A 23003-nucleotide genomic window follows, 5' to 3' on the forward strand; every position below is an offset into this window, starting at 1 on the left:
AAAAAGCCGCCTGGTCGGCGGCTTTCCGGGCTGGCCTGGCGGGCTTCAGGCGCCCTGCAGCGCGGCGATGCGCTCCTCGATCGGCGGGTGCGTGGAGAACAGCTTGCCCACGCCCGAGGTGATGCCCATCGATTGCATGCTCTTGGGCAGCTCGCCCGGGACCATGCCGCCCAGCCGCGCCAGCGCGTTGATCATGGGCTGCTTGCGACCCATCAGGTCGGCGGCGCCCCGGTCCGCGCGGAATTCCCGCTGCCGCGAGAACCAGGCCACGATGATGGCCGCCAGGAAGCCCAGCAGGATGTCCAGCACGATGGTGGTGACGAAGTAACCGATGCCGGGGCCCGAGCTGTTGGAATCGCGGCGCAGAAAGCCGTCGACCAGGTAACCCACCACGCGCGAGAGGAAGACCACGAAGGTGTTCATCACGCCCTGGATGAGCGTCATGGTGACCATGTCGCCGTTGGCGATGTGGGCCACCTCGTGGCCGATCACCGCCTCCACCTCCTCGCGCGTCATGCCCTGCAGCAGGCCGGTGGACACCGCCACCAGCGCGTTGTTCTTGAAGGCGCCGGTGGCGAACGCATTGGGCTCCCCCTCGAAGATGCCGACCTCGGGCATGCCGATGCCAGCCTTGTCGGCGAAACGTTTCACGGTGTCCACGATCCACTGCTCATCGGCATTGCGCGGCTGGTCGATGAGCTGCACCCCTGCGCTCCACTTGGCGATCGTCTTCGACAACAGCAGCGAGATGATGGCGCCGCCGAAACCCATGATCAGCGCGAAGCCCAGCAGCGCACTCAGGTTGAGGCCGTTGGCCGTGAGATAGCGGTTGACGCCGAGCAGGCTGGCGACGATTCCCAGCACGACCACCACGGCCAGGTTGGTGGCGACGAACAGGAAGATGCGTTTCATTTGAGTCAGAGGCTCCGTCGGAAGGGAAGGGTCGGCGCGAACTTGGGGATCAGGTCCGCGGTTTCAAGCCGGCTTTCGCGCCGGCCTGAACACATCCGAGTCATCGTAAAAGGAAAAGTGCCGGTTCGCGGGCCACCAGCCCGGAATACCCAGCACCGGCAGCGGCGTGAACGGCTTTCGGGCCAGGCTCGCCTGCGTGAACTGCTGCTGCAGCCAGTCATCGGTGTCCGCCGGATCGCGCAAGGGAGCATCGCTGCACCACACGTGGGCCGTGAGGTCCTTGCGCGGCAACACCAGCTTCTCCAGCAAAGCGTGGCCGAAGACCTGCAGGCGGGCCTGCTCCCAGAGCGGCCGCAGCTCGATGAACAGGCGGTGCCACTGACGCTGCCGCAGCGCATCCCAAAGCGGCTGCGGCGCCTGCAGCAGCGCACCGTTCTCATCGAAGAGGGTGATCGCGTCGCGCACCGGACCGCGCGCCGGTCCGATACCCCGGGCGGCGATCTGCTCGGCCTGCAGGGCATTGAGCCGGGCCTTCGCGCGCGGCAGCCGCAGCCACACCAGCCCGTTGAAGAAATCGTGCAGGCCCTCGCGGGTGGGGCAGCAGCCGCTCTCGAAGATGAAGCGCTCGTAGGGGGCGCCTTGCATCTCCTCCTGGGGGACGAAGCGCACAGGCGGCCGGTCGCCCGCCTGGATATTCAGCGCATGCCAGGTGCTGGTGCCGGCCTGGATGCGGGCTTCGACGGGCTCCCCGGCCTCGCGCCAGGGATCGAACCAGGGCGCGGACCAGTCGATCAGTCCGCTTTCCACGCCAGGGTCTCGCCGGCGCACAGAGGCTTGAGTTCAGCACCCTCGCCGAACGCATAGGCCCCGGGCACCGTCCAGTCCTGGCGGCGCAGGGTGAGCGTGCCCGAGTTGCGCGGCAGTCCGTAGAAATCGGCGCCATGGAAGCTCGCGAACGCTTCCAGCCGATCCAGGGCCCCCGCGGCGTCGAAGGCTTGGGCGTACAGCTCGATCGCGGCGTGCGCGGTGTAGCAGCCGGCGCAGCCGGTCGCATGCTCCTTCAGGTGCGCCGGATGCGGCGCGCTGTCGGTGCCCAGGAAGAACTTCGCGCTTCCCGAGGTTGCAGCCTCGACCAGCGCCACCCGATGGGTTTCACGCTTCAGCACCGGCAGGCAGTAGTAGTGCGGGCGGATGCCACCCATGAAGATGGCGTTGCGGTTGAACAGCAGGTGGTGCGCGGTGATGGTGGCGGCAGTCAGCGCGTCGGCATCGCGGATGTAGTGCGCGGCCTCGCGGGTGGTGATGTGTTCCATCACGATCCTGAGGCCGGGGAACTCCCGCCGCAGCGGAATGAGTTGCTGGTCGATGAACACCGCCTCGCGGTCGAACAGGTCGATGTCGGGCGAGGTGACTTCGCCGTGCACGAGCAGTGGCAGGCCCTCGCGCTGCATGGCCTCCAGCGTGGGGTAGGTGTGGCGGATGTCGGTGACGCCGGCGTCGCTGTTGGTGGTGGCGCCTGCCGGGTAGAGCTTGACGGCGGCGACGCCGGCTTCCCGCGCCCGCCGGATCTCGTCGGGTGGCAGCCGGTCGGTCAGGTAGAGCGTCATCAGCGGCTGGAAATCGGAGCCGGCCGGCAGGCAGGCAACGATGCGGTCGCGGTAGGCCAGGGCCTGCGCCGCGGTGGTGATCGGCGGCTTCAGGTTGGGCATGATCACCGCGCGTGCGAACTGCGCCGCCGTGTGCGGCACCACGGCGGCCATGGCGGCGCCGTCGCGCACATGCAGGTGCCAGTCGTCCGGGCGGGTGATCGTGAGCGTGTCGAAAGCGGAGGACATCGCGGAATTGTCGCACCCGCTCTGTAATGAAAAAGCCCCGCCGGGGCGGGGCTTGGGAGGCCAATCGCCGCGTGAGCGTGATTACTTCTTCTTGAAGAAGCCCGGGCGCAGTTCGTCTGAGTAGCCTTCGGCGTCGGCGTTGCCTCGGTCACCGACCCGCAGACCGGCTTCGGAAATGCTGAGGATGATCTTGTCTGGATCGATCATGGGCTTACCGCCGATAGTCCACCCCTCTGAGGTGCCATTGGCACGCGGGCCACCGGTTCGGCTGATCAACTTGGTCCGACGGAGCTTGGCGACGTTGGCACCGTCCTGTGCTTTTTTGTCGCCCTCCAAGACACCAAAAGCTTCATGGCTGTAGTAGCTCTCCCGCGTGCCGCTGCAGTCACCGCTCGAAAAGTTCTCTATGAGCAGAGCGAAGGTCACAAACTTGTCCGAGTTATTGGCGAACCAGTAGGCCCGACGGCTTGAGGTGCCACCCTCGACCTCGCATTGCTCCCACGTACCGAAAAGTTTCTCGGCGGTGGGCGCAGCGGTATCGCTCGACGCGGTTGTGGCCGGGGCACTGGCTTCGGGTGCGGTGGTCTGAGGAGCGGCAGTTGCACTGGACCCGCTATCAACGGCGGGGCTATCACTACCGCCACCGCCGCAAGCCGCGAGAACCGCGCCGCTGAAGACCAACGAGAGAAGCTTGAATCGAGACATGAGTCACTCCTGAACAAAGGAGCGACACTTTAGTTTTCTATCGCGGCTCGACTCTTTCGCGCCCCTGAAGAGCGGTCGCCATGCCGATCAGTGGCTCAGGATCTTGTTGAGGAAGTCCTTGGTCCGGGCCTGGCGCGCCTCGGGGTTGCCGAAGAACTCGTCCTTGGTGCAGTCCTCGAGGATGCGGCCGCCGACGTCGATGAAGATGACGCGGTTGGCCACCTTGCGGGCGAAGCCCATCTCGTGCGTGACCACCATCATGGTCATGCCTTCGCGCGCGAGGCCGACCATCACGTCAAGCACCTCGCCCACCATCTCGGGGTCGAGGGCCGAGGTCGGCTCGTCGAACAGCATGACCACCGGGTCCATCGACAAGGCCCGGGCGATCGCCACGCGCTGCTGCTGGCCACCGGAGAGCTGGCCCGGAAACTTGTCCTTGTGCGCCATCAGGCCCACGCGATCGAGCATCTTCAGGCCGCGCGTCTTCGCTTCATCGGCGCTTCGCCCAAGCACCTTCACCTGTGCCAAGGTGAGGTTTTCGGTGACCGAGAGGTGGGGGAACAGCTCGAAGTGCTGGAACACCATGCCCACACGGCTGCGCAGCTTGGGCAAATTGGTCTGCGGATCGTTGACCACCACGCCATCGACCGTGATGGTGCCCTTCTGCACCGGCTCGAGGCCGTTCACGGTCTTGATCAGAGTCGACTTGCCTGAGCCCGATGGACCGCAGACGACCACCACGTCGCCCTTGCTGATGCTCACGGAACAATCGTTGAGCACCTGCACGGGGCCGTACCACTTGGACACATTGTTGATTTCGATCATGAGGGTTGCTCCTGGCAACTTCTAGCGAATGATGGCGATTCGCGCCTGCAGGCGCTTGACCGACCATGACAGGACATAGCAGATCACGAAGTAAGCCACGGCCGCGAGCAGGTAGGCCTCTTCGGGCCGGCCGTAGATCTTGCCGGCGGTGGAAAAGCCCTTGAGCAGGTCATACGCGCCGATGGCATAAACGAGCGAGGTGTCCTGGAACAGGATGATGGTCTGCGTGAGCAGCACCGGCAACATGTTGCGGAACGCCTGCGGCAGGATCACCAGCCGCATGTTCTGCCCGTAGCTCATGCCCAGGGCCTGCCCCGCATAGACCTGGCCGCGTGGAATCGACTGGATGCCGGCGCGCATGATTTCGCTGAAGTAGGCTGCCTCGAAGGCGATGAAGGTGATGATGGCCGAGTACTCGGCGCCTACCGGCCGCCCGATGAGCAGCGGCACCAGCAGGAAGAACCACAGGATCACCATCACCAGCGGCACCGATCGCATGCCGTTCACGTAGATGGTGGCGGGCACCACCAGGGCCTTGCGGCCGGACAGGCGCATCAAGGCCAGCAAGGTGCCGAAGAAGACGCCGCCCAAGGTGGCGATGGCGGTCAGCTGAAGGCTGAACACCAGCCCGTTCAAGACGTAGTTGCGGAAGATGTCCCAGCTGACGAAGCTCAGGTCGAGGTTGCCCATCTCAATGTGCCCCCGCGCCGCCGGCCGCGATGAAGCCCGGGATCTGCACTCGACGTTCGATGTACGCGAATACGCGGTTCACCGCGAAAGCCGACACCGCATAAGCAGCTGTCACCACCAGGTACACCTCGATGCCGCGCGAAGTTTCTTCCTGCACCTGCATCGCGTACATGGTCAGCTCGGGGATCGACACTGCGAAGGCGACCGACGAGTTCTTCAGCAGGTTCATGGACTCGCTGGTCAGTGGCGGCAGGATGATGCGAAACGCCATGGGCAGCAGCACGTAGCGGTAGGTTTGCCATGTGCTGAAGCCCATCGCCATGCCGGCGTTGCGCTGGCCGCGCGGCAGCGACTGGATGCCCGCCCTCACCTGCTCGGCGATCCGGGCCGAGGTGAAGAAGCCCAGCGCGAAGACCACGAGCAGGTATCCCGGCACCTCCCTGAAGGGCGGGAAGACCTTGGGCACCACGAAGTACCAGATGAACAACTGCACCAGGATGGGAATGTTGCGGAACAGCTCGACCCAGGCATTGCCCGCACGGACCAACCAGGGGCTGTTGGGCAGCGTCCGGAGCGTGCCCACGAAGGCACCGACCACGACCGCCACCACCCACGAACCGCCGGCCACGGCGAGCGTCCACTGCCAGGCCTCGAACAACCATTCGAGATAGGTTCGCCCGCTGCCGTCGTCCCCGAGGAAGACCGCCCAGTCCCACGTCATGCTCTGTTCCTCTGAAATCGCTGTCTTGATATGGCAAACCCCGCCTCAGCAGTGCCGTGGCGGGGTTGCTGCCATGTTGAACGCCCTGCTTATTTCTTGGCGTAATCTTCCATGGGCTTGTCGTTCGGGTTGGCCCAAGCCTGCTTGGTGCTCTCGCTAGCCGGGTAGCCCACCTTGGTGTTCTTCGGGGGGATGGGTTGCATGAACCACTTGTCCCAGAGCTTGGCCAGCTCACCCGACTTGGCCATCTCGCGGATGGTGTCGTCGCCGATCTTCTTCAGGGCCGCGTCGTCCTTGCGAACCATGATCGCGATGGGCTCGACGCTCAGGACCTCGCCCACCATCTTGAAGTCGCCAGGGTTCTTGGAATTGGCGATGTTGCCGGCGAGGATGGCGCCATCCATCACGAAAGCGTCGGCACGGCCGGACTCGAGCAGCAGGAAGCTGTCGGCGTGATCCTTGCCGTAGATTTCCTTGAAGTTCACGTTCTGCCCGCGCTCGTGGCGTCGCAGGTGCTGCACCGACGTGGTGCCGGTGGTGGTGGCCACGGTCTTGCCGTCCAGGTCCTTGATGGAATTGATGCCCGAGTTGGCGCGGGTTGCGATGCGCACTTCCTCGACGAAGGTCGTGAGCAGGAAGGACACGTCCTTCTGGCGCGTGGCGTTGTTGGTGGTGGAGCCGCATTCAATGTCGACGGTGCCGTTCTGCACCAGCGGGATGCGGTTCTGCGAGGTGACCAGCTGGTAGCGGACCTGCAGCTTGCGGCCGGCGGCCTTTTCGATGTTGTCGATCACGCGCTGGCACACATCGACGTGGTAGCCAGCGTACTTGCCGTCACCCAGGGTGTACGACAGCGCGCCGGAGGAGTCGCGAACGCCCATGGTGATGACGCCCGAGTTCTTGACCTTGGCCAGGGTGTCGTTGGCCTGAGCGAACGCCGCACCGGTGGTGGCGGCGAGGACGGCCATGGCCAATAGCTGCTTCTTCATTCGTGTCTCCTGACTGATGACGATACAAGTGGTGAGACCAAAATTCTACGGATCAGCCCCTCCGGGAATACCCTTGACTGGGTACTCGCAAACCCTAGGCTGCTTGCAAAAGCCTGAACGAAAAGACCGCATCCGTCCGGGAACAAGCACGGTCCGTGCCTGAGCCAGCCAGCCTCAGCCCTCGGCTTGCAGCCGCAACGGCTGCGTGAGGTGCTCAGGAACCAGCAGCGCATCGATCTGTTCGCGGGTGAGGATGCCCAGGGACTCGGCCACATCTTCGATGGGCGCACCGCTGGCGATTGCGGTCTTGGCGATCAGCGCGGCCTTCTCGTAGCCGATGATGGGATTGAGCGCAGTCACCAGCGTGACCGATTCACGCACGCGTCGTGCCAGCAGTTCGCGGTTGGGTTCGATGCCGGCCACGCAATTGGCCTGCAAGGTGAGGCACGCGTTGCTCAGATGCGTGATGCTCTTGAAGAGGCTCCAGCCCATGATGGGTTCGAAGGCGTTGAGCTGCAGCTGCCCCGCCTCCGAGGCCATGGTCACGGTCATGTCGTTGCCGATCACCTCGAAGGCGACCTGGTTCATCACCTCCGGGATCACCGGGTTGACCTTGCCGGGCATGATCGACGAGCCCGCCTGGCGCGGCGGCAAGCGAATGTCGCCGAAGCCCGCCTGCGGACCGCTGGAGAGCAGCCGCAGGTCGTTGCAGGTCTTGGACAGCTTGGTCGCGACTCGCTTGAGGACCCCCGACAGTTGCACGAAGGCCCCCGTGTCCTGGGTGGCCTCGACCAGGTTCTTGGACTTCACCACGGGAATGCCGCTGCCTTCGGCCAGCAAGGCACACGCGAGGTCGGCGTAGCCGGCAGGCGCGTTGATACCGGTGCCGATGGCCGTGGCGCCGAGGTTGATCTCCTGGATCAGGGCGCGTGCCTCGCGCAGCCTGGCCTCGTCTTCTTCCATCATCACGGCGTAGGTGGAGAACTCCTGGCCGAGCGTCATGGGCACCGCGTCCTGCAGCTGGGTGCGGCCGATCTTGAGGACCGACTGGAAGGCCTCGGCCTTGGCCTCGAACCCCGCGCGCAGGATCGCCATGGATCCGAGCAGCCCGTCGATGCCTGACCAAAGCGCCAGGCGCACCGCCGTGGGGTACACGTCGTTGGTGCTCTGCGATGCATTGACGTGGTCGTTCGGATGAAGCACGTCGTAGCGCCCCTTCTCGAACCCGAGGCGTTCCAGCGCCAGGTTGGCGATCACCTCGTTGGCGTTCATGTTGGTCGAGGTACCGGCGCCGCCCTGGATCACGTCGACGATGAACTGCTCGTGGAAGCGGCCGCCGATCAGCTGCTCGCAGGCCCACATGATGGCGTGCGCCCGCTTGGCATCGAGCACGCCCAGCTGCAGGTTGGCGCGCGCGGTGGCCTTCTTGACGTGTCCGAACGCGCGGATCAGGTCAGGCATGGCCGAGATCGGAGTCCCCGAGATCGGGAAGTTCTCGACCGCTCGCGCGGTGTGCACCCCCCAGTAGGCGTGGCCCGGGATCTGCTTTTCACCGAGGAAATCGTGTTCGATGCGTTGGGAGTCGGGCATGCGTCGGGGCGTGTAACGAGGATGACGCAATGTAGGCACGCACGCGCTGAACTGCCAATGCCTATTTTCGGCAGGCGCATGCAACGGACGCATGGAACGCCGCCGGCGCCAGCGCTACTGGGTCGGCGCTTGCGACTGGAGGTACGCCCACAAGGCCTGCGCAGCGCCCTTCGGCGCTTCGCGGCCCACCGGCCGTTCGCGGTAGGCCCGGATCTCCATGACGGCCTCCATGCCGCCAGGCTCGTCGGCGGTGGCCGCAGGCACCAGGCGCTTCGCCCGCAGCTCGCGCCGCACCGCGCTGGCCGGAAGGAACGCCACGCCATGGCCTTCGAGCGCCATCACCTTGAGCCCCTCGGCCATGTCGGTTTCGTACACCCGGTCCAGGTGGATGGGCGTGGGGGACTGTTTGAGAATCAACTCGGTGATCCGCGCCAGGTAGGCGTCGGGCGCATACGCCAGGTAGGGCAGCGGCCGGGCGGGCGATCCGGGCAGGCGGAACAAGGGCTGGCCGTGGCCGTCCGGGCGCGAGTAGGGCGCCACCGATTCCCGACCGAGCACCACCATCTCGAAACGATCGGGGTCCAGCTGCAGCGGCTGCGCGGAGTGGTGGTAGGCGATGAGCAGGTCGCAGCCGCCTTCGACCAGCCGCAGCACCGCATCATGGACATTCAGGGCGATGAGCCGGCTCTTGATGGGGCCGAAGCGCTCCCGCAGGCTGCCGATCCAGGCCGGAAAGAAGGTGAATGCCAGTGTGTGCGGCGCAGCGAAGTCGATCACGTCGTGCGCGGCCGCCGAATGCCCCCGCAGCATGGCCCGCGTGCTCTGCAGCGCCTGCAAGACCTCCAGCGCCTGGGCGTGGAGGGTCTCGCCGGCCGGTGTCAGGCGCGTCGGATAGGCGCTGCGGTCGACCAGGTCGGTGCCCGCCCAGGCCTCCAGCGCCTGGATGCGACGCGAAAACGCCGGCTGGGTCACATGCCGCAGTTGGGCCGATCGGCTGAAGCTGCGCGTCTCCGCCAGGCTCACGAAGTCTTCCAGCCACTTGGTTTCCATGACCGGGATTATTCACAGGCAGACGCCATCGAGCGGCACCAGCGGCCAGCGCGAAGCGCCAAGCCCCTCAAGGCCCACCGCGAACCGGCGTGGCCGGCGTGCGTGCCTCGCCAGGGCAACCGCCGCAGGCGCTGCCCGTTCCAGGGCCACCGCGGAAGCGGCTTCGCCGGGCCGCCGGTGGCGCCCCCTGGGGGGAGGCGGCCGAAGGCCGCTTCGGGGGGGACCGGATCAACTCTCTTTTTGCTGCAGTGCCCACATGGCGGCGTAGCGTCCACCGCGCGCCAGGAGTTGCAGATGGGTGCCGCGCTCGATGATGCGTCCGCCATCCATCACCAGGATCTCATGCGCGTCGACCACGGTCGACAACCGGTGGGCGATCACGAGTGCGGTCTTGTTCTGTGCCGCGCTCCGCAGCTCCGCCTGGATCGCCCGCTCGTTGGCCGAGTCGAGCGCCGAGGTGGCCTCGTCGAAGATCAGGATGGGCGGATCCTTCAGCAGCGTGCGCGCGATGGCCACGCGCTGCTTTTCGCCACCCGACAGCTTCAGTCCCCGCTCGCCGACCATGGTCTGGTAGCCCCGGGGCGTGGACTCGATGAAGTCGTGGATGCGGGCCGCCCGGGCCGCGGCCTCCACCTCGGCCCGGCTGGCGCCGGCGCGGCCGTAGGCGATGTTGTATTCGATGGTGTCGTTGAACAGCACGGTGTCCTGCGGCACGATGCCGATCGACCGGCGCACGCTGGCCTGGGTCACCTCGCGGATGTCCTGCCCGGCGATGGTGATGCGTCCCTGCTGCACGTCATAGAACCGGAACAGCAGGCGCGCGAGGGTCGACTTGCCCGATCCGGACGGCCCCACCACCGCCACCGTCTTGCCCGCCGGCACCTCGAAGCTCAGGTCGTGCAGGATGACGCGGGCGGGCTCGTAGCCGAAGGTCACATGCTCGAACCGAACCGCTGGGTGCTCCTGCCCTGTCAAGGGCTGTGCGCCCGGCTTGTCGGCCACCTCGCGCTCGCGCTCCATCAGCGTGAACATCTTGTCGAGGTCGGTCAGGCTCTGCTTGATCTCGCGGTACAACACGCCCAGGAAGTTCAGCGGGATGTAGAGCTGGATCATGAACGCGTTGATCATGACCAGATCACCCAAGGTCATGCGGCCTTCCGCCACCCCTTGCGTAGCCCGCCACAGCATGGCCACCAGGGCGATGGCGATGACCAGCTGCTGCCCCGTGTTGAGCATGGAGAGCGTGGTCTGCGACTTCAGCCTCGAACGCCGGAGCAACTCCAGGCTCTGGTCGTAGCGACGTGCCTCGAATCCTTCATTGTTGAAGTACTTGACGGTCTCGTAGTTCAGCAGCGAATCGACGGCCTTGGTGTGGGCGGCCGAATCGAACTCGTTGGCTTCGCGCCGGAATTTGGTGCGCCACTCGGTCACGCTGACCGTGAAGCCCACATAGACCACCAGGGCCGCGGCGGTGATCCAGACGAACCAGATGTCGAACTTCACCGCCAGGATGCCCAGCACCAGGCCCACTTCGATCAGCGTCGGCACCACGCTGTAAAGCGAGTACGAGATGAGCGACTCGATCCCACGGACGCCCCGCTCGATGTCGCGCGTCATGCCGCCGGTCTGGCGCTCCAGGTGGAAGCGCAGGCTGAGCGAATGCAGGTGCTGGAAGGTTTGCAGCGCGATGCTGCGAGCCGCGCCCTGCGTGGCCTTGGAGAAGACCAGTTCGCGCAGCTCGGTGAAGAGGGAGGTGGACAGGCGCAGCAGGCCGTAGCCGACCAGCAGCGCGACCGGCACGGCCACCACGGCCATTGCCACGGCTGTCGCATCGCCGCCCGTGGGCAGCTGCCCACGCGAGGGCGTCATGGCGTCGACCAGTTCCTTGAGCACCAGCGGCACGCTCACGTTGGCCAGCTTGGCCACCACCATGAACAGCAGGGCCGCGAACACGCGCCAGCGGTATTGCCACAGGTACGGCAGCAGGCGCCGCAGCGTGCCCCAGTCGCTACGGCGCTGCGACGCGGGCTGCGATGGCGCGGGAGTCAGGGGGGATGGGGATGCGAGTTCGCCGCTTCGGCGCATCGGGGAGAATCCAAGGCTCAGTCCAGAGACAGGAGATTGTGCCCATGTCCATGAACCCAGGCGCGGCGGCGGGTCGCGGCAGCGCCGAGCCGGTGGCGTTGCCGACCGACAAGGAACTCGTGCTGAAGGTGATCCCGATGCCAGGCGACACCAACGCCAACGGCGACATCTTCGGCGGCTGGGTGATGGCGCAGGTGGACCTGGCCGGCTCGGTCATCCCGGCCCGGCTGGCTCAGGGACGCATGGCCACGGTGGCCGTGAACCAATTCATCTTCAAGCACCCGGTGCGCGTGGGCGACATCCTGTCCTTCTACGCCGGCGTCACCCGCATCGGCCGCACCTCGGTCACGGTGCAGGTCGAGGTGTATGCCGAACGCTTCGGCAGCCAGGGTCGCTACATCCGGGTGACCGAGGCCTCGCTGACCTACGTGGCCATCGACGACCGCGGCCTGCCTCGCCCACTGCCGGCGCCGCCAGCGCCAGCGCCAGCGCCGGCCGCCGGCGCCTGATAACCTCGGCAGCCCGTCCTGTCCTGCGCTGCCCCATGCACCCGAACGATCCGCTGCGCCCGCCCCTGCTCGAACATCGCAGCCTGCTGTGGCTGGTCGTGGGCATTTCGGCGGCGTTCGCCTTTGTCATCTGGCCCTTCATCGGGGCCGTGCTGTGGGCCGTGTTCATCGCGATCGTGTTCCAGCCGCTGCAGGCGCGAGTGCTCGCCCAGGTCGGCGGCCGGCCCAACCTGGGGGCTTTCCTCACGTTGCTGCTGATCCTGGTGATCGTCATCCTGCCGCTGATCCTGGTCACCGTGGCCATCGTGCAGGAGATTGCGGTGGTGGTGCAGAAGGTGCGTGCCGGCCAGCTCGAGCTGGGCCAGTTCGTCAGCAGCGTGTTCGACGCCTCGCCGCTGTGGCTGCGCAACATCCTCGAGCGCTTCGGGCTGGACAACCTGCCCGGCCTGCTGAACCAGCTGGCGGTGCTGCTGGCCAGCAGCGGCCAGGCCATCGCCACACGCCTGTTGAGCATCGGCCAGTACACGATCGACTTCGCGCTCGGTCTGTTCGTCATGCTCTACGTGCTGTTCTTCCTGCTGCGCGACGGGCACAAGCTCTCGCGCCGGATCGCGGTCGCCATTCCATTGAAAGAGCTCCAGGCCGAGCGGCTGCTGACCCAGTTCGCCACCGTGGTGCGGGCCACGGTCAAGGGCAACCTCCTGATCGCGCTGGTGCAGGGCACTTTGGGTGGGCTGGCCTTCTGGGCGCTGGGGCTGCCCGGGCCGCTGCTGTGGGGCGGGGTGATGGCCCTGGCTTCGCTGATTCCGGCGGTGGGGGCGGCCCTGGTCTGGGGCCCGGTGGTGATCTGGATGTTCAGTGCCGGCCAGTTCTGGCAGGCCATCGCGCTGATCGCCTGGGGCACCCTGGTGATCGGGCTGGTGGACAACTTCCTGCGCCCGATCCTGGTGGGCAAGGACACCCGCATGCCGGACTACCTGGTGCTGGTGTCCACCCTGGGCGGCCTGGCCATGTTCGGCATCAACGGCTTCGTGATGGGACCGGTCATCGCCGCGATGTTCCTGGTGGCCTGGAATCTCCTCACGTCCATGCGGCAGCAGCAATCGGCCCTGGACGACTAGGGACAGGCCCCGGGCGCCGAAGCCTTCAATCCGACGCTGCCGCGCCGGGTGGCGGCGCCTGCGTCGCAGGGGGCTCCAGGGCATCGGCATCCAGGTAGACCAGCTCCCAGGCATGGCCGTCCAGGTCGGTGAAGCCATGGCCGTACATGAAGCCATGGTCCTGCGGCGGATTGAGCGCGGCGCCGCCCGCTGCCACGGCCTTGGCGACGAGCTGGTCGACTTCGTTGCGGCTGCGGCACGACAGGGCCACCACCACCTCGGTCGAATCGTGCGCATTGGCCACGGGCTTGCGCGTGAAGGTCTGGAAAAAGCGCTCGACCAGCAGCATGACGTAGCTGCCGTCCGAGATCACCATGCAGGCCCCCTGCTCATTGCAGAAGCGCGGATTGAACTCGAAGCCCAGGCGCTCGAAGAACACCCGGCTGCGGGCCATGTCCCGGATCGGCAGGTTGACGAAGAGCTGGCGCTTCACGGCTGCTCCGGGCTGGGCGGCAGTTCGCCACGCAAATTCACGACGGGTCTCCTTGGATGCGGTGAGCGGACGAGGGCCGGCGGCCTGACGCGGCGCTTCGGTCCCTCGGCGACAAGCGCATCCCGAAGCGACGATCAGAGCTTCGAAAAGTCGGGCCTGCGCTTGTCCATGAAAGCGCCGAACGCTTCGCGTGCGGCCGGCTCGGTGAGCATCCGGGCAAAGATAGCAGCTTCGTCCTGCATGTGTTGCAGCACCAGGGCCTGCCGAGCCTGCTTCATCAGGCGCTTGGTCTCGCGCAGCGGGACCGACGGCTTGGCCGCGAGCTTGCGCGCCTGGGCCTGAGCCAAGGCGTTCGCCTCCGAGGGTGGGACCACGCGGTTGACCAAGCCGACCTCCAGCGCGGCCTCGGCCATGAAGGGCTCACCCAGCAGCAGGGCCTCGGCCGCGCGCTGATGGCCCATCAGCTGCGGCACCAGCAGGCTGGACGCAGCCTCCGGCACCAGCCCCAGGTTGACGAAGGGCAGTGAAAAGGCCGCGTTGTCGCCGGCATAGACCAGGTCGCAGTGCAACAGCATGGTGGTGCCGATGCCAACGGCCGGGCCGCAGACGGCCGCCAGGAGCGGCTTGGGAAAGTTCGCCAGGGCCTGGAGGAAGCGGAACACCGGCGCGTCCGCAGCGGTGGGCGGGCGCTGCATGAAGTCCTCGATGTCGTTGCCGGCCGAGAACACGGTCTCGTGGCCCTGCAGCACCACCACGCGGGTGTCGTCCGCGGCCTGCGCCGCCTCCAGGGCTTGCGCCAGGCTCTGGTACATGGCGCCGGTGATCGAATTCTTGCGGGCCGGGCGGTTGAACGTGAGGGTGGTCACGCCCGCCTCGCGATGGATGAGGATGTCGTCGCTCAAGGTGCTCTCCGGTGGTCAGACCCGCTCGAAGATACCCGCTGCGCCCTGCCCCATGCCCACGCACATGGTGACCATGCCCCACCGGAGTTGCTTGCGCCGCAGCGCATGGACCACGGTCGCGGCGCGCATGGCGCCGGTGGCACCCAGCGGGTGGCCGAGCGCGATGGCTCCGCCGAGCGGGTTGACCTTGGCCGGGTCCATGCCGAGCTCGCGGATGACGGCCAGCGACTGCGCGGCGAATGCTTCGTTGAGTTCGATCCAGTCGAGGTCTTGCAGCCCGATTCCCGCCAAGCGCAAGGCCACCGGCACGGCCTCGACCGGCCCGATGCCCATCACATGCGGGGGCACGCCGCGGCTGGCGTAGCTCGCGAAGCGGGCGAGTGGCGTGAGTCCGAAGCGGCGCAGCGCCGCTTCGCTGGCCAGGACCAGCGCGCCGGCGCCGTCGGAGGTTTGCGAGCTGTTGCCGGCCGTGACCGTGCCGCGCGCGGCGAACGCGGGCTTGAGCCGCGCCAGGGCTTCGGGCGTGGTGTCGGGGCGCGCTCCCTCGTCGAGTCCGACGGTGCGCGTGCTCACCCGCACCTCGGATGAGGGCAGGTCGACCGAGCGCTCGGCCACCTCGATCGGCGTGATCTCGTCGCCGAACTCGCCGCCCTTCATCGCGTCCACCGCCCGCATGTGAGACTGCCACGCGAAGCGGTCCTGGTCCTCGCGGCTGACCCGCCAGCGCTGCGCCACCTTCTCGGCGGTCAGGCCCATGCCGTAGGCGATGCCGTAGCTCTCGATGTCGTCCACGTTGGTGAAGATGGACGGCGACAGCGAAGGCGCGTTGCCCATCATGGGCACCATGCTCATGCTCTCGGCGCCGGCGGCGATCATCACGTCGGCCTCGCCCACGCGGATGCGGTCGGCGGCGATCTGGACCGCCGACAGGCCCGACGCGCAGAAGCGGTTGACCGTGATTCCGCCCACGGTCTTGGGCAGCTTGGCCAGCACCGCGCCGATGCGCGCGATGTTCAGCCCCTGCTGCGCCTCCGGGATGGCGCAGCCGCAGACCACGTCCTCGACCGCCTGCGGATCGAGCGAAGGCACCTGCGCCAGCACCGCGCGCAGCACCGTGGCCAGCAAATCGTCGGGCCGCATGTGGCGGAAATAGCCGCGGTGGGAACGCCCGATGGGCGTGCGGGTGGCGGCAACGACGTAGGCGTCTTGAATAGTTTTCATGGTCAGTTACTCACGATGCGTTGAATCACCGGGCCGTGCCACCGCAGCTGAAGGCCATCCCAGCTGCAACTGCGGAACAGCCCTCGCCAGCCCCTGGCAAGCAGGGGCCCCACAGAGGCCACCGCGCAGCGGTAGGCCCTTCCAGCGGCAACCGCGGAACCGGCTTTGCCGGGCCGATGGTTGTGCCCCCCTGGGGGGGCGCCGAAGGCGCTTCGGGGGGCATCTAATTCCTCAGGGGCTTGCCGGTGTTCAGCATGGCCAGGATCCGCTCCTGGGTCTTGGGATGTTCGACCAGCGAGCAGAAGGCCTCGCGCTCCAGCTTCATCAGGTACGCCTCGTCGACCAGCGTGCCTGCATCCACGTCGCCGCCGGTGACCACATGCGCCATGGCGCTGGCGATGCGAAAGTCGTGGACGCTGATGAAGCCGCCGTCGCGCATGTTCAGCAGCTGGCCCTGGATGGTCGCCTTGCCGTTGCGCCCGGCCACCGGGAACGGCCGGCGCAGCGGCGGGCGCCAGCCGGCGTCATGCAGCGCCCCGGCTTCGCGAATCGCCACCCACAGCAGCTCGTCGCGGTGCGGCACGATGACGTCGCTGTCGAGCAGGTAACCGAGCTGACGCGACTCGAGCGCGCTGGTGCCCACCCTGGCCATGGCGGCCGCGGTGAACGGTTCGGTCAAGAAGGCGAGCAGGTCCTTGTGCGTGGACGAGCGCTGGTTCTCGGCGGCGCGGCGCGCGATGTAGGTCAGGCCGCCCGCCCCTGGAACGAGACCGACGCCCACCTCGACCAGGCCGATGTAGCTTTCGAACGCGGCGACGCGCCGGGCACAGTGCAGCGCCAGCTCGCAGCCGCCGCCCAGGGCCATGCCGCGGATCGCCGCCACCACCGGCACGGCGGCATAGCGCATGCGCAGCATCGTCTGCTGCAGGTGCTGCTGGGCGTCTTCGATGGCGGCCACACCCACCGCCATGTAGGCCGGCAGCATGGCCTGCAGGTCGGCGCCGACCGAGAACGGCTCGTCGGGCGACCACAGCACCAGCGCCTGGAAGTCCTGCTCGGCCCACTCGATGCCGCGCTGCAGCCCTTCGGCCACCTCGGGGCTGATCACGTGCATCTTGGTCTTCAAGCTGGCGATGAGCACCTCGTCGTCGAGCGTCCACAGGCGCAGGCCAGCGTCCTCGTGCACGGTTCGACCGGCCGACCGCGGGCGCGGCGCGGCGGTGCCCGACACCGCCTCAGGGAACAGCTGCCGCTGGTGCACCGGCAGCACGCGCCGCGGCTCGAAGCGGCCGGCCGCCGGGTTCCACGAGCCCTGCGCCGTGTGAACGCCGCCAGCGTCGGCCACCGGCCCCTCGAACACCCAGCGCGGCAGCGGCGCTCCGGACAGCGCACGTCCGGCGTCGATGTCCTCCTGCACCCAGTGGGCCACCTGCAGCCAGCCGGCTTCCTGCCACAGCTCGAACGGTCCCTGCTTCATCCCGAAGCCCCAGCGCATGGCCAGGTCGACGTCCGCTGCCGTCTCGGCGATGCCCTGCAGGTGGACGGCCGCGTAGTGGAAGCTGTTGCGCAGCACGGCCCACAGGAAGCGGCCCTGCGGGCCTTTCGCATGTCGCAGCAACGCCAGGCGCTCGGCCGGCGGCTTCTTGAGCATGCGGGCGTACACCTCGTCGGCCTTTTCGCCGGCGGGGACGTACTCGCCGCGGGCGGGATCGAACCGCAGGATGTCGCGCCCGGCCTTGCGGTAGAAGCCGGCCTGGGTCTTCTGGCCGAGCCGGCCCTGGTCCAGCAGCACCTGCAGCACGGGGGGCGTGGCGTAGCTGTCGTGGAACGGATCGAGCGCCGGGTCGAGCTGCTCCTGCATGGTGCGGACCACGTGCATCAGCGTATCGAGGCCCACGACGTCGGCGGTGCGGAAGGTGCCGCTGGAAGCCCTGCCCAGCTTGCGGCCGGTGAGATCGTCCACGACGTCGTAGCCGAGGCCGTAACGCTCGACTTCGCGCAAGGTCGCCAGCATGCCGGCGATGCCGACGCGGTTGGCGATGAAGTTGGGGGAATCCTTGGCCCGCACCACGCCCTTGCCCAGGGTGCGGGTGGCGAAAGTTTCCAGCCGGTCGAGGATGGCCGGGTCGGTGGACCGCGTCGCGATCAGCTCGACCAGCTGCATGTAGCGAGGCGGGTTGAAGAAGTGCATGCCGCAAAAGCGCGGGCGAAGCGGCTCGGGCAGCGCCTGCGACAAGCCGGTGATCGACAGGCCCGAGGTGTTGGTCGCCAGGATGGCCTGCGGTGCCAGGTGCGGCGCGATGCGCGCATACAGCTCGCGCTTCCAGTCCATGCGCTCGGCGATGGCCTCGATCACCAGGTCGCATTCCCCCAGCCGGGGCAGGTGCTGGTCATAGTTGGCCGCCTCGACCAGGGCGGCTTCCTCGGCCAGCCCCAGTGGCGCGGGCTTGAGCTTCTTCAGCCCTTCGATGGCCTTGTCGACGATCCCGTTGGGCGGGCCTTCGCGCGCCGCCAGATCGAACAGGATCACCGGCACCCTCACGTTGACCAGGTGAGCCGCGATCTGCGCGCCCATGACGCCGGCTCCGAGGACTGCGACGCGACGCACGAGGAATGGGTCCGCGCTCATGCCAGGGCCTGCTCGGTGTCCAGCAGCACCTTGGCACCGCTGCGCGCGGTGCGCATCAGCGCTGCGGTCTCGGGGAACAGCCGCGCGAAGTAGAAGCGGGCGGTCTGCAGCTTGCCCGTGTAGAAGGGGTCGTCGCTGCCGGCCGCGATCTGCCGCAGGGCGACCTGGGCCATGCGGGCCCACAGGTAGCCGAACACCAGGTGCCCCGCCGCGCGCAGGTAGTCGACCGACGCGGCGCCCACCTCATCGGGGTTCTGGTGCGCGCGAAAGCCCAGCTCGGTGGTCAGCCGGGTCATCTGCTCGCCCAGGTACGCCAGCGGGTTGATGAACTCGGCCATGTCTTCGTTCACGCCTTCCTCCTCGACCAGCCGCGCCACCAGCTTGCCGAACTTCCTGAGCGCCGCGCCGTTGTCGCCCAGTACCTTGCGGCCCAGCAGGTCCAGCGACTGGATGCCATTGGTCCCTTCGTAGATCATGTTGATGCGGTTGTCCCGCACCAGTTGCTCCATGCCTGTTTCACGGATGTAGCCGTGCCCGCCGAACACCTGCAGGCAGGCGTTGGTGGCGATGTGCCCGTTGTCGGTGAGAAAGGCCTTGACGATGGGGGTGAGCAGGGCCACCAGTTCGGCACTGTCGCGCCGCACGGCCTCGTCGGGGTCGTGCATCTCGCGGTCGAGCAGGAAGGCGCTGTACAGGGCCAGGGCGCGCCCGCCCTCGGCATACGCCTTGGCCGTGAGCAGCAGCCGGCGCACGTCCGGATGGACGATGATGGGATCGGCCGGCTGGTCCTTGGCCTTGGCGCCGCTCAGGCTGCGCGACTGCAGGCGCTCTCGGGCATAAGCCAGCGCGTTCTGGTAGGCCGTTTCGGTCAGGCCCAGCGACTGCGTGCCCACGCCGATGCGCGCGGCGTTCATCATCACGAACATGGCCTGCAGGCCCTTGTTGGGCTTGCCCACCAGCGTGCCGACGGCGCCGTCGAGCACCATTTGCGCGGTGGCATTGCCATGGATGCCCATCTTCTCCTCGAGCCCTCCACAGTGGATGCCGTTGCGCTCGCCCAGCGAGCCGTCCGGGTTGATGAGGAACTTGGGCACGATGAACAGGCTGATGCCGCGGCTGCCTTCGGGTGCATCCGGCAGGCGCGCCAGGACCAGGTGCACGATGTTGGCGGCCAGGTCGTGCTCCCCGGCGGAGATGAAGATCTTCTGGCCGGTCAGCCGGTAGGTGCCATCGGCCTGCGGCTCGGCGCGCGTGCGCAGCAGCCCGAGGTCGGTGCCGCAATGCGGCTCGGTCAGGCACATGGTGCCGGTCCACTCGCCGCTGGTCAGGCGGGGCAGGACCTGCCGCTTCTGTTCGTCGGTGCCGTGGGCCTGAAGGGCCTCGTACGCGCCGTGCGTCAGACCGGGGTACATGGTCCACGCCTGGTTGGCCGAGTTGAGCATCTCGAACAGGCACTGGTTCAGCACCAGCGGCAGCCCCTGCCCGCCGAACGCCGGGTCGCAGGACAGGGCCGGCCAGCCACCCTCGACGTACCGGGCGAACGCTTCCTTGAAGCCACTGGGCGTGCTCACCTCGTGGGTCTGCGGATCGAGCCGGCAGCCTTCGCGGTCGCCCACGGCGTTCAGCGGCAGCACCACCTCGGCGGCGAACTTGCCGGCTTCCTCGATCACCGCGTCGAACGTCGCCGTGTCCGTTTCTGCGTGCGGCGCCATGTGCCGCAGCACGTCGGTGACGCCGAGCACTTCGTGCAGCACGAAGCGCATGTCGCGCAGGGGCGGGTGGTAGATGGGCATGTTTTCTCCTGGAGGTCGGAAATGCTTCAGATGAGCCGGTGTCGCAGCAGGTTGTCCAGTCCGGCCTCGGCCCGGATCCGGGCGTCCGGGCGCCGCAACAGGCGGGCCTCGTGGTGCAAGGCCAGGACAAGGCCGTGGATCTCGAAAAGTAGTTGGTCCTCGTCCGCCTCGGGCCGCAGGTGGCCCTCCTGGCGGGCCGAGGCGATGGCGCGGCGGACGGCGGCCATCCAGGTCTCGATCGAGGCCACGAGCGCATCGCGCACCGGGCCGGGTCGGTCGTCGAACTCGACAGCACCGCTGATGTACAGGCAGCCGGAGTCGATCTCCAGCGAGGTGCGGTGCATCCAGTTGGCCAGCAGCGCACGCAGGCGAGGCAGCCCACGCGGCTGCTCGAGCGCGGGGCGGAACACCTCGTCCTCGAAGCGGGCGTGGTATTCGCCGATCACCGCGATCTGCAACTCTTCGCGTGAGCCGAAATGCGCGAACACGCCGGACTTGCTCATTCCGGTGACTTCGGCCAGCAACCCGATGGACAACCCCTCCAGGCCCGCCTGCGCTGCCAGCGCCACAGCCGCGTTCAGGATGGCGGCGCGCGTCTGCTGGCCCTTGGGCAGGGCACGCGGCGAACGGCTGGAGGAGGGGAAGCTGGAGGGATGAGAGGGCATGAGCGCAAAAACGAACGGTCGTTCTATTTTGCGGCCAAACGCAGACGCCAGGGGCGCCCCTCGCGCCTGGATGAATCGACTTTCCCTGCGGCTGCGGAAAACTCAGAGCATGCGCGAGAGGCAGGCGTCCAGGTGCTCGGAGGGCGGCCGGCTGAAACCGGACCGGGCAAAGCGCTGCAGGCGGCCCAGCACGAAGGCGATCAGCATGGAGGCGCGGACCTGGGCATCGACCGTGGGCGTCGCCGAGCCGGCCGCCTCTGCGCCAGCCCGCAGGCACTGGCGCAACGCCGCCTCGACCTTGTCGAAGAACTGGTTCATGCGCTGCTGCAGGCGCTCGTTCTCGAACACCAGGGCGTCGCCCACCATGACCCGGGACATGCCGGGGTTGCGCTCGGCGAACTGCAGCAGCATGGCGGCAATGGCCGCTGCCTGCTTGAATGGCGTGCGGCCGGCATCGTCGCCAGGCGGCGCGGAGCGCTCGGTGATCTGGTTGATGAGGGTGAAGACGCTCTGCTCGATGAAGTCGATGAGCCCCTCGAACATCTGCGCCTTGCTCGCGAAGTGCCGGTAAAGGGCCGCTTCGCTCACGTCCAGCCGGGCGGCCAGTGCAGCGGTGGTGACGCGATCGGCCCCCGGCTGCTGCAGCATGGTCGCGAGGGCCTGCAGGATCTGCACGCGCCGCTCGCCCGGCTTGGGCCGCTTGCGGCTGGGGCGCTCTCCTGATGCAGCCGGCAGGTCGGCATCCGAGGAGACATCGCGCGTGAGGGGCTGCTGCTCGGCGTCGGGCATGTGGCGGGCTGGAGGGCTGGTGGGAGCGGACCATTGTGGCACAGCACTGTTGAGCTGATCGCGTCTTGGCGCGGCCCTCAGGCCGAGTGCGCACTCACCCCTGCACCCAGGCCGGCCAAGGTCAGGCGCACTTTCAGGCCTCGCCCGCTGCCGCCGTTGCGCAGCTCCAGGCGGCTGCCGTGTGCACGGGCGATGGCCTCGGCGATGGCCAGCCCCAGACCGGTACCCTCCCCCTGCGTGCCCTTGACTCGGTAGAAGCGCTCGAGCACCCGTGAGCGCTCGCATTCGGGGATGCCGGGGCCGTCGTCCTCGACTTCGATGAAGGGCCCACCGTCGTCGGCGTCGCAGCGGATGGTGACGCAGCCACCCGAGGACGTATAGCGGATCGCGTTGTCCACCAGGTTCGACAGCAGTTCGCGCAGCTGCCACTCGTAACCGGGCACGCTGCCCACGCGAGTCTCGACGCCGAGATCGATGCCGCGCTGGCCGGCCGCGTCCAGGTGCTGTTCGAGCATGGCCTCGCACAGCTGCTTCAGGTCGACCGGAACCATGGGCTGGGCGCTCATGCTGCGCGAATCAGCCCGTGACAGCGCCAGCAGCTGGTTGGCCAGCTGGGTGGTGCGCCGGGTGGCACCACGCAACTTCTCGATTTGCTCGACCGGCAGCAGCATGGTGCCCGGCCCACCCGGCGGAGCGATGCGTCGGGCCGCCTGCGCCCAGGCCTCGACCTGCGCCTGCAGTCCGGCCAGCGGAGTCCGCAGCTGGTGCGCGGCGTCGGAGATGAAGCGGCGCTGGCTCTCTGCCTGCGCGTTGACCACCGCGAACAGCCGGTTCAGCGCGGCCACCAGGGGCCGGACCTCCTCGGGTGACGATGCCTGTTCGATGGGATGGAGATCGCCGGGGGAGCGGCGGTCCACCGCTTCGGTGAGCTGCAGCAGCGGCCGCAAGGCGCGCCCGACGGCCCAATGCACCGCGACCGCCGCCACAAGGATGATCAACAGGTTGGGCAGCAGGACCTTGATGGCGATCGCACGCACCCACTGCTGGCGCGGATCGGACGCATCGGCCAGGGCCACCCAGGTGTCGCCGAGCACCGTCTTCTGGCGCTGCCGGACCACGCGCCAGGTCATGCCGCGGTGCTCGACGCTTTCCCACGCTGTGTCGCGGCGGGCCAGCGGCTCGGCCGCAAGCCAGGAAGCGCCGTGGAGCAGGCGCCCCTCGGAATCGCTGAAGCCGTACGCCGCCGTCTCCGGGCGGCTTTGCAGGAAGCGGTCGAGTCCGGGAGCGGCCAGCAGGTGCAGCGTGCCCTGGTCGTCCGCGATCAGGGAGTCGGCCAGCAGGGGCAGCAGGGCCTGGAGCTGCTGGTCCTGCAGCGTGGCGACATTTCCGGCCGCGCGGTACTCGAGCCAGGCGTTGACCAGCGACAGCAGCAGCAGCGGCCCCATCAGCATGACCATGAGGCGCCGCCGCAGCCCGATCAGCAGCGTGCCCGGCTTGGCC

Annotated in this window: 21 protein-coding genes; 2 read left to right on the forward strand and 19 right to left on the reverse strand. The window is 67.7% G+C overall.

Annotation, left to right across the window (positions count from 1 at the left end):
* Positions 1–45: 45 nt before the first annotated feature.
* The 11 genes from htpX to JI739_RS17985 all read right to left on the reverse strand — a co-directional run bounded on the left by htpX (position 46) and on the right by JI739_RS17985 (position 11402).
* A complete protein-coding gene (gene htpX, locus JI739_RS17935; protein WP_201685306.1) occupies positions 46–912 on the reverse strand; it encodes a protease HtpX in 867 nt (288 codons plus the stop codon).
* A 63-nt stretch (positions 913–975) separates the two neighbouring features.
* Positions 976–1719 (reverse strand): DUF3025 domain-containing protein, encoded by a 744-nt coding sequence (locus tag JI739_RS17940; protein ID WP_201685307.1) that lies wholly within the window; start codon positions 1717–1719, stop codon positions 976–978.
* The gene (gene pyrC, locus JI739_RS17945; RefSeq protein ID WP_201685308.1) at positions 1704–2747 is read right to left on the reverse strand and encodes a dihydroorotase; all 1044 of its coding nucleotides are present in this window, start codon (positions 2745–2747) and stop codon (positions 1704–1706) included. The genes JI739_RS17940 and pyrC overlap by 16 nt, the downstream gene beginning before the upstream one ends.
* Before the next feature lie 81 nt (positions 2748–2828).
* Positions 2829–3452: a hypothetical protein gene (locus JI739_RS17950; RefSeq protein ID WP_201685309.1), complete on the reverse strand. Its 624-nt coding sequence runs from the start codon at positions 3450–3452 to the stop codon at positions 2829–2831.
* Between the two features lie 87 nt (positions 3453–3539).
* Positions 3540–4277 (reverse strand): amino acid ABC transporter ATP-binding protein, encoded by a 738-nt coding sequence (locus JI739_RS17955; protein WP_201685310.1) that lies wholly within the window; start codon positions 4275–4277, stop codon positions 3540–3542.
* A 21-nt stretch (positions 4278–4298) separates the two neighbouring features.
* Positions 4299–4967: an amino acid ABC transporter permease gene (locus JI739_RS17960; protein WP_201685311.1), complete on the reverse strand. Its 669-nt coding sequence runs from the start codon at positions 4965–4967 to the stop codon at positions 4299–4301.
* 1 nt (position 4968) lies between these two features.
* The gene (locus tag JI739_RS17965) at positions 4969–5688 is read right to left on the reverse strand and encodes an amino acid ABC transporter permease (RefSeq protein WP_201685312.1); all 720 of its coding nucleotides are present in this window, start codon (positions 5686–5688) and stop codon (positions 4969–4971) included.
* Positions 5689–5777: 89 nt separating this feature from the next.
* The gene (locus JI739_RS17970; protein WP_201685313.1) at positions 5778–6677 is read right to left on the reverse strand and encodes a transporter substrate-binding domain-containing protein; all 900 of its coding nucleotides are present in this window, start codon (positions 6675–6677) and stop codon (positions 5778–5780) included.
* 174 nt (positions 6678–6851) lie between these two features.
* Positions 6852–8267 carry an aspartate ammonia-lyase gene (locus JI739_RS17975; protein WP_201685314.1) on the reverse strand — a complete coding sequence of 472 codons (1416 nt, stop codon included), beginning with the start codon at positions 8265–8267 and terminating at the stop codon, positions 6852–6854.
* Between the two features lie 114 nt (positions 8268–8381).
* Complete coding sequence (locus tag JI739_RS17980; protein ID WP_201685315.1) at positions 8382–9317, reverse strand: LysR substrate-binding domain-containing protein; 936 nt, start codon at positions 9315–9317, stop codon at positions 8382–8384.
* Positions 9318–9545: 228 nt separating this feature from the next.
* Positions 9546–11402, reverse strand: coding sequence for an ABCB family ABC transporter ATP-binding protein/permease (locus tag JI739_RS17985; RefSeq protein WP_201685316.1), 1857 nt, complete (start codon positions 11400–11402; stop codon positions 9546–9548).
* A 44-nt stretch (positions 11403–11446) separates the two neighbouring features.
* Here JI739_RS17985 and JI739_RS17990 point away from each other — a divergent pair, with 44 nt between their 5' ends.
* Together JI739_RS17990 and JI739_RS17995 are read left to right on the forward strand one after the other, a co-directional pair.
* Positions 11447–11911, forward strand: coding sequence for an acyl-CoA thioesterase (locus JI739_RS17990; protein WP_236589837.1), 465 nt, complete (start codon positions 11447–11449; stop codon positions 11909–11911).
* Positions 11912–11946: 35 nt separating this feature from the next.
* Positions 11947–13032, forward strand: coding sequence for an AI-2E family transporter (locus tag JI739_RS17995; protein ID WP_201685317.1), 1086 nt, complete (start codon positions 11947–11949; stop codon positions 13030–13032).
* Between the two features lie 25 nt (positions 13033–13057).
* Here JI739_RS17995 and JI739_RS18000 read toward each other — a convergent pair whose 3' ends face one another.
* From JI739_RS18000 to JI739_RS18035, 8 genes are all read right to left on the reverse strand, one after another.
* The gene (locus JI739_RS18000) at positions 13058–13504 is read right to left on the reverse strand and encodes a VOC family protein (RefSeq protein WP_201685318.1); all 447 of its coding nucleotides are present in this window, start codon (positions 13502–13504) and stop codon (positions 13058–13060) included.
* 134 nt (positions 13505–13638) lie between these two features.
* The gene (locus tag JI739_RS18005; RefSeq protein WP_201685319.1) at positions 13639–14406 is read right to left on the reverse strand and encodes an enoyl-CoA hydratase; all 768 of its coding nucleotides are present in this window, start codon (positions 14404–14406) and stop codon (positions 13639–13641) included.
* 15 nt (positions 14407–14421) lie between these two features.
* Positions 14422–15627, reverse strand: a complete 1206-nt coding sequence (locus JI739_RS18010; RefSeq protein ID WP_201685320.1) for an acetyl-CoA C-acyltransferase — start codon at positions 15625–15627, stop codon at positions 14422–14424.
* Between the two features lie 223 nt (positions 15628–15850).
* Positions 15851–18256, reverse strand: a complete 2406-nt coding sequence (locus JI739_RS18015) for a 3-hydroxyacyl-CoA dehydrogenase/enoyl-CoA hydratase family protein (RefSeq protein ID WP_201685321.1) — start codon at positions 18254–18256, stop codon at positions 15851–15853.
* Positions 18253–20049 carry an acyl-CoA dehydrogenase C-terminal domain-containing protein gene (locus JI739_RS18020; RefSeq protein WP_201685322.1) on the reverse strand — a complete coding sequence of 599 codons (1797 nt, stop codon included), beginning with the start codon at positions 20047–20049 and terminating at the stop codon, positions 18253–18255. The genes JI739_RS18015 and JI739_RS18020 overlap by 4 nt, the downstream gene beginning before the upstream one ends.
* A 26-nt stretch (positions 20050–20075) precedes the next feature.
* Complete coding sequence (locus JI739_RS18025) at positions 20076–20714, reverse strand: TetR/AcrR family transcriptional regulator (RefSeq protein ID WP_201685323.1); 639 nt, start codon at positions 20712–20714, stop codon at positions 20076–20078.
* A gap of 102 nt (positions 20715–20816) precedes the next feature.
* The gene (slmA, locus tag JI739_RS18030; protein ID WP_201685324.1) at positions 20817–21503 is read right to left on the reverse strand and encodes a nucleoid occlusion factor SlmA; all 687 of its coding nucleotides are present in this window, start codon (positions 21501–21503) and stop codon (positions 20817–20819) included.
* A gap of 77 nt (positions 21504–21580) precedes the next feature.
* A complete protein-coding gene (locus tag JI739_RS18035) occupies positions 21581–22987 on the reverse strand; it encodes a sensor histidine kinase (protein ID WP_201685442.1) in 1407 nt (468 codons plus the stop codon).
* Between the last annotated feature and the right edge of the window lie 16 nt (positions 22988–23003).

This window comes from Ramlibacter aurantiacus, from assembly GCF_016722895.1.
In the GTDB taxonomy this organism is placed as follows: Bacteria; Pseudomonadota; Gammaproteobacteria; order Burkholderiales; family Burkholderiaceae_C; genus Ramlibacter; species Ramlibacter aurantiacus.

Bases quoted from the DNA above. Each gene is read 5' to 3' on its own strand.
- htpX (WP_201685306.1), bottom strand. From the start codon at position 912: ATGAAACGCATCTTCCTGTTCGTCGCCACCAACCTGGCCGTGGTGGTC.
- pyrC (WP_201685308.1), bottom strand. From the start codon at position 2,747: ATGTCCTCCGCTTTCGACACGCTCACGATCACCCGCCCGGACGACTGG.
- JI739_RS17950 (WP_201685309.1), bottom strand. From the start codon at position 3,452: ATGTCTCGATTCAAGCTTCTCTCGTTGGTCTTCAGCGGCGCGGTTCTC.
- JI739_RS17955 (WP_201685310.1), bottom strand. From the start codon at position 4,277: ATGATCGAAATCAACAATGTGTCCAAGTGGTACGGCCCCGTGCAGGTG.
- JI739_RS17960 (WP_201685311.1), bottom strand. From the start codon at position 4,967: ATGGGCAACCTCGACCTGAGCTTCGTCAGCTGGGACATCTTCCGCAAC.
- JI739_RS17965 (WP_201685312.1), bottom strand. From the start codon at position 5,688: ATGACGTGGGACTGGGCGGTCTTCCTCGGGGACGACGGCAGCGGGCGA.
- JI739_RS17970 (WP_201685313.1), bottom strand. From the start codon at position 6,677: ATGAAGAAGCAGCTATTGGCCATGGCCGTCCTCGCCGCCACCACCGGT.
- JI739_RS17975 (WP_201685314.1), bottom strand. From the start codon at position 8,267: ATGCCCGACTCCCAACGCATCGAACACGATTTCCTCGGTGAAAAGCAG.
- JI739_RS17980 (WP_201685315.1), bottom strand. From the start codon at position 9,317: ATGGAAACCAAGTGGCTGGAAGACTTCGTGAGCCTGGCGGAGACGCGC.
- JI739_RS17985 (WP_201685316.1), bottom strand. From the start codon at position 11,402: ATGCGCCGAAGCGGCGAACTCGCATCCCCATCCCCCCTGACTCCCGCG.
- JI739_RS17990 (WP_236589837.1), top strand. From the start codon at position 11,447: ATGTCCATGAACCCAGGCGCGGCGGCGGGTCGCGGCAGCGCCGAGCCG.
- JI739_RS17995 (WP_201685317.1), top strand. From the start codon at position 11,947: ATGCACCCGAACGATCCGCTGCGCCCGCCCCTGCTCGAACATCGCAGC.
- JI739_RS18010 (WP_201685320.1), bottom strand. From the start codon at position 15,627: ATGAAAACTATTCAAGACGCCTACGTCGTTGCCGCCACCCGCACGCCC.
- JI739_RS18015 (WP_201685321.1), bottom strand. From the start codon at position 18,256: ATGAGCGCGGACCCATTCCTCGTGCGTCGCGTCGCAGTCCTCGGAGCC.
- JI739_RS18020 (WP_201685322.1), bottom strand. From the start codon at position 20,049: ATGCCCATCTACCACCCGCCCCTGCGCGACATGCGCTTCGTGCTGCAC.
- JI739_RS18025 (WP_201685323.1), bottom strand. From the start codon at position 20,714: ATGCCCTCTCATCCCTCCAGCTTCCCCTCCTCCAGCCGTTCGCCGCGT.
- slmA (WP_201685324.1), bottom strand. From the start codon at position 21,503: ATGCCCGACGCCGAGCAGCAGCCCCTCACGCGCGATGTCTCCTCGGAT.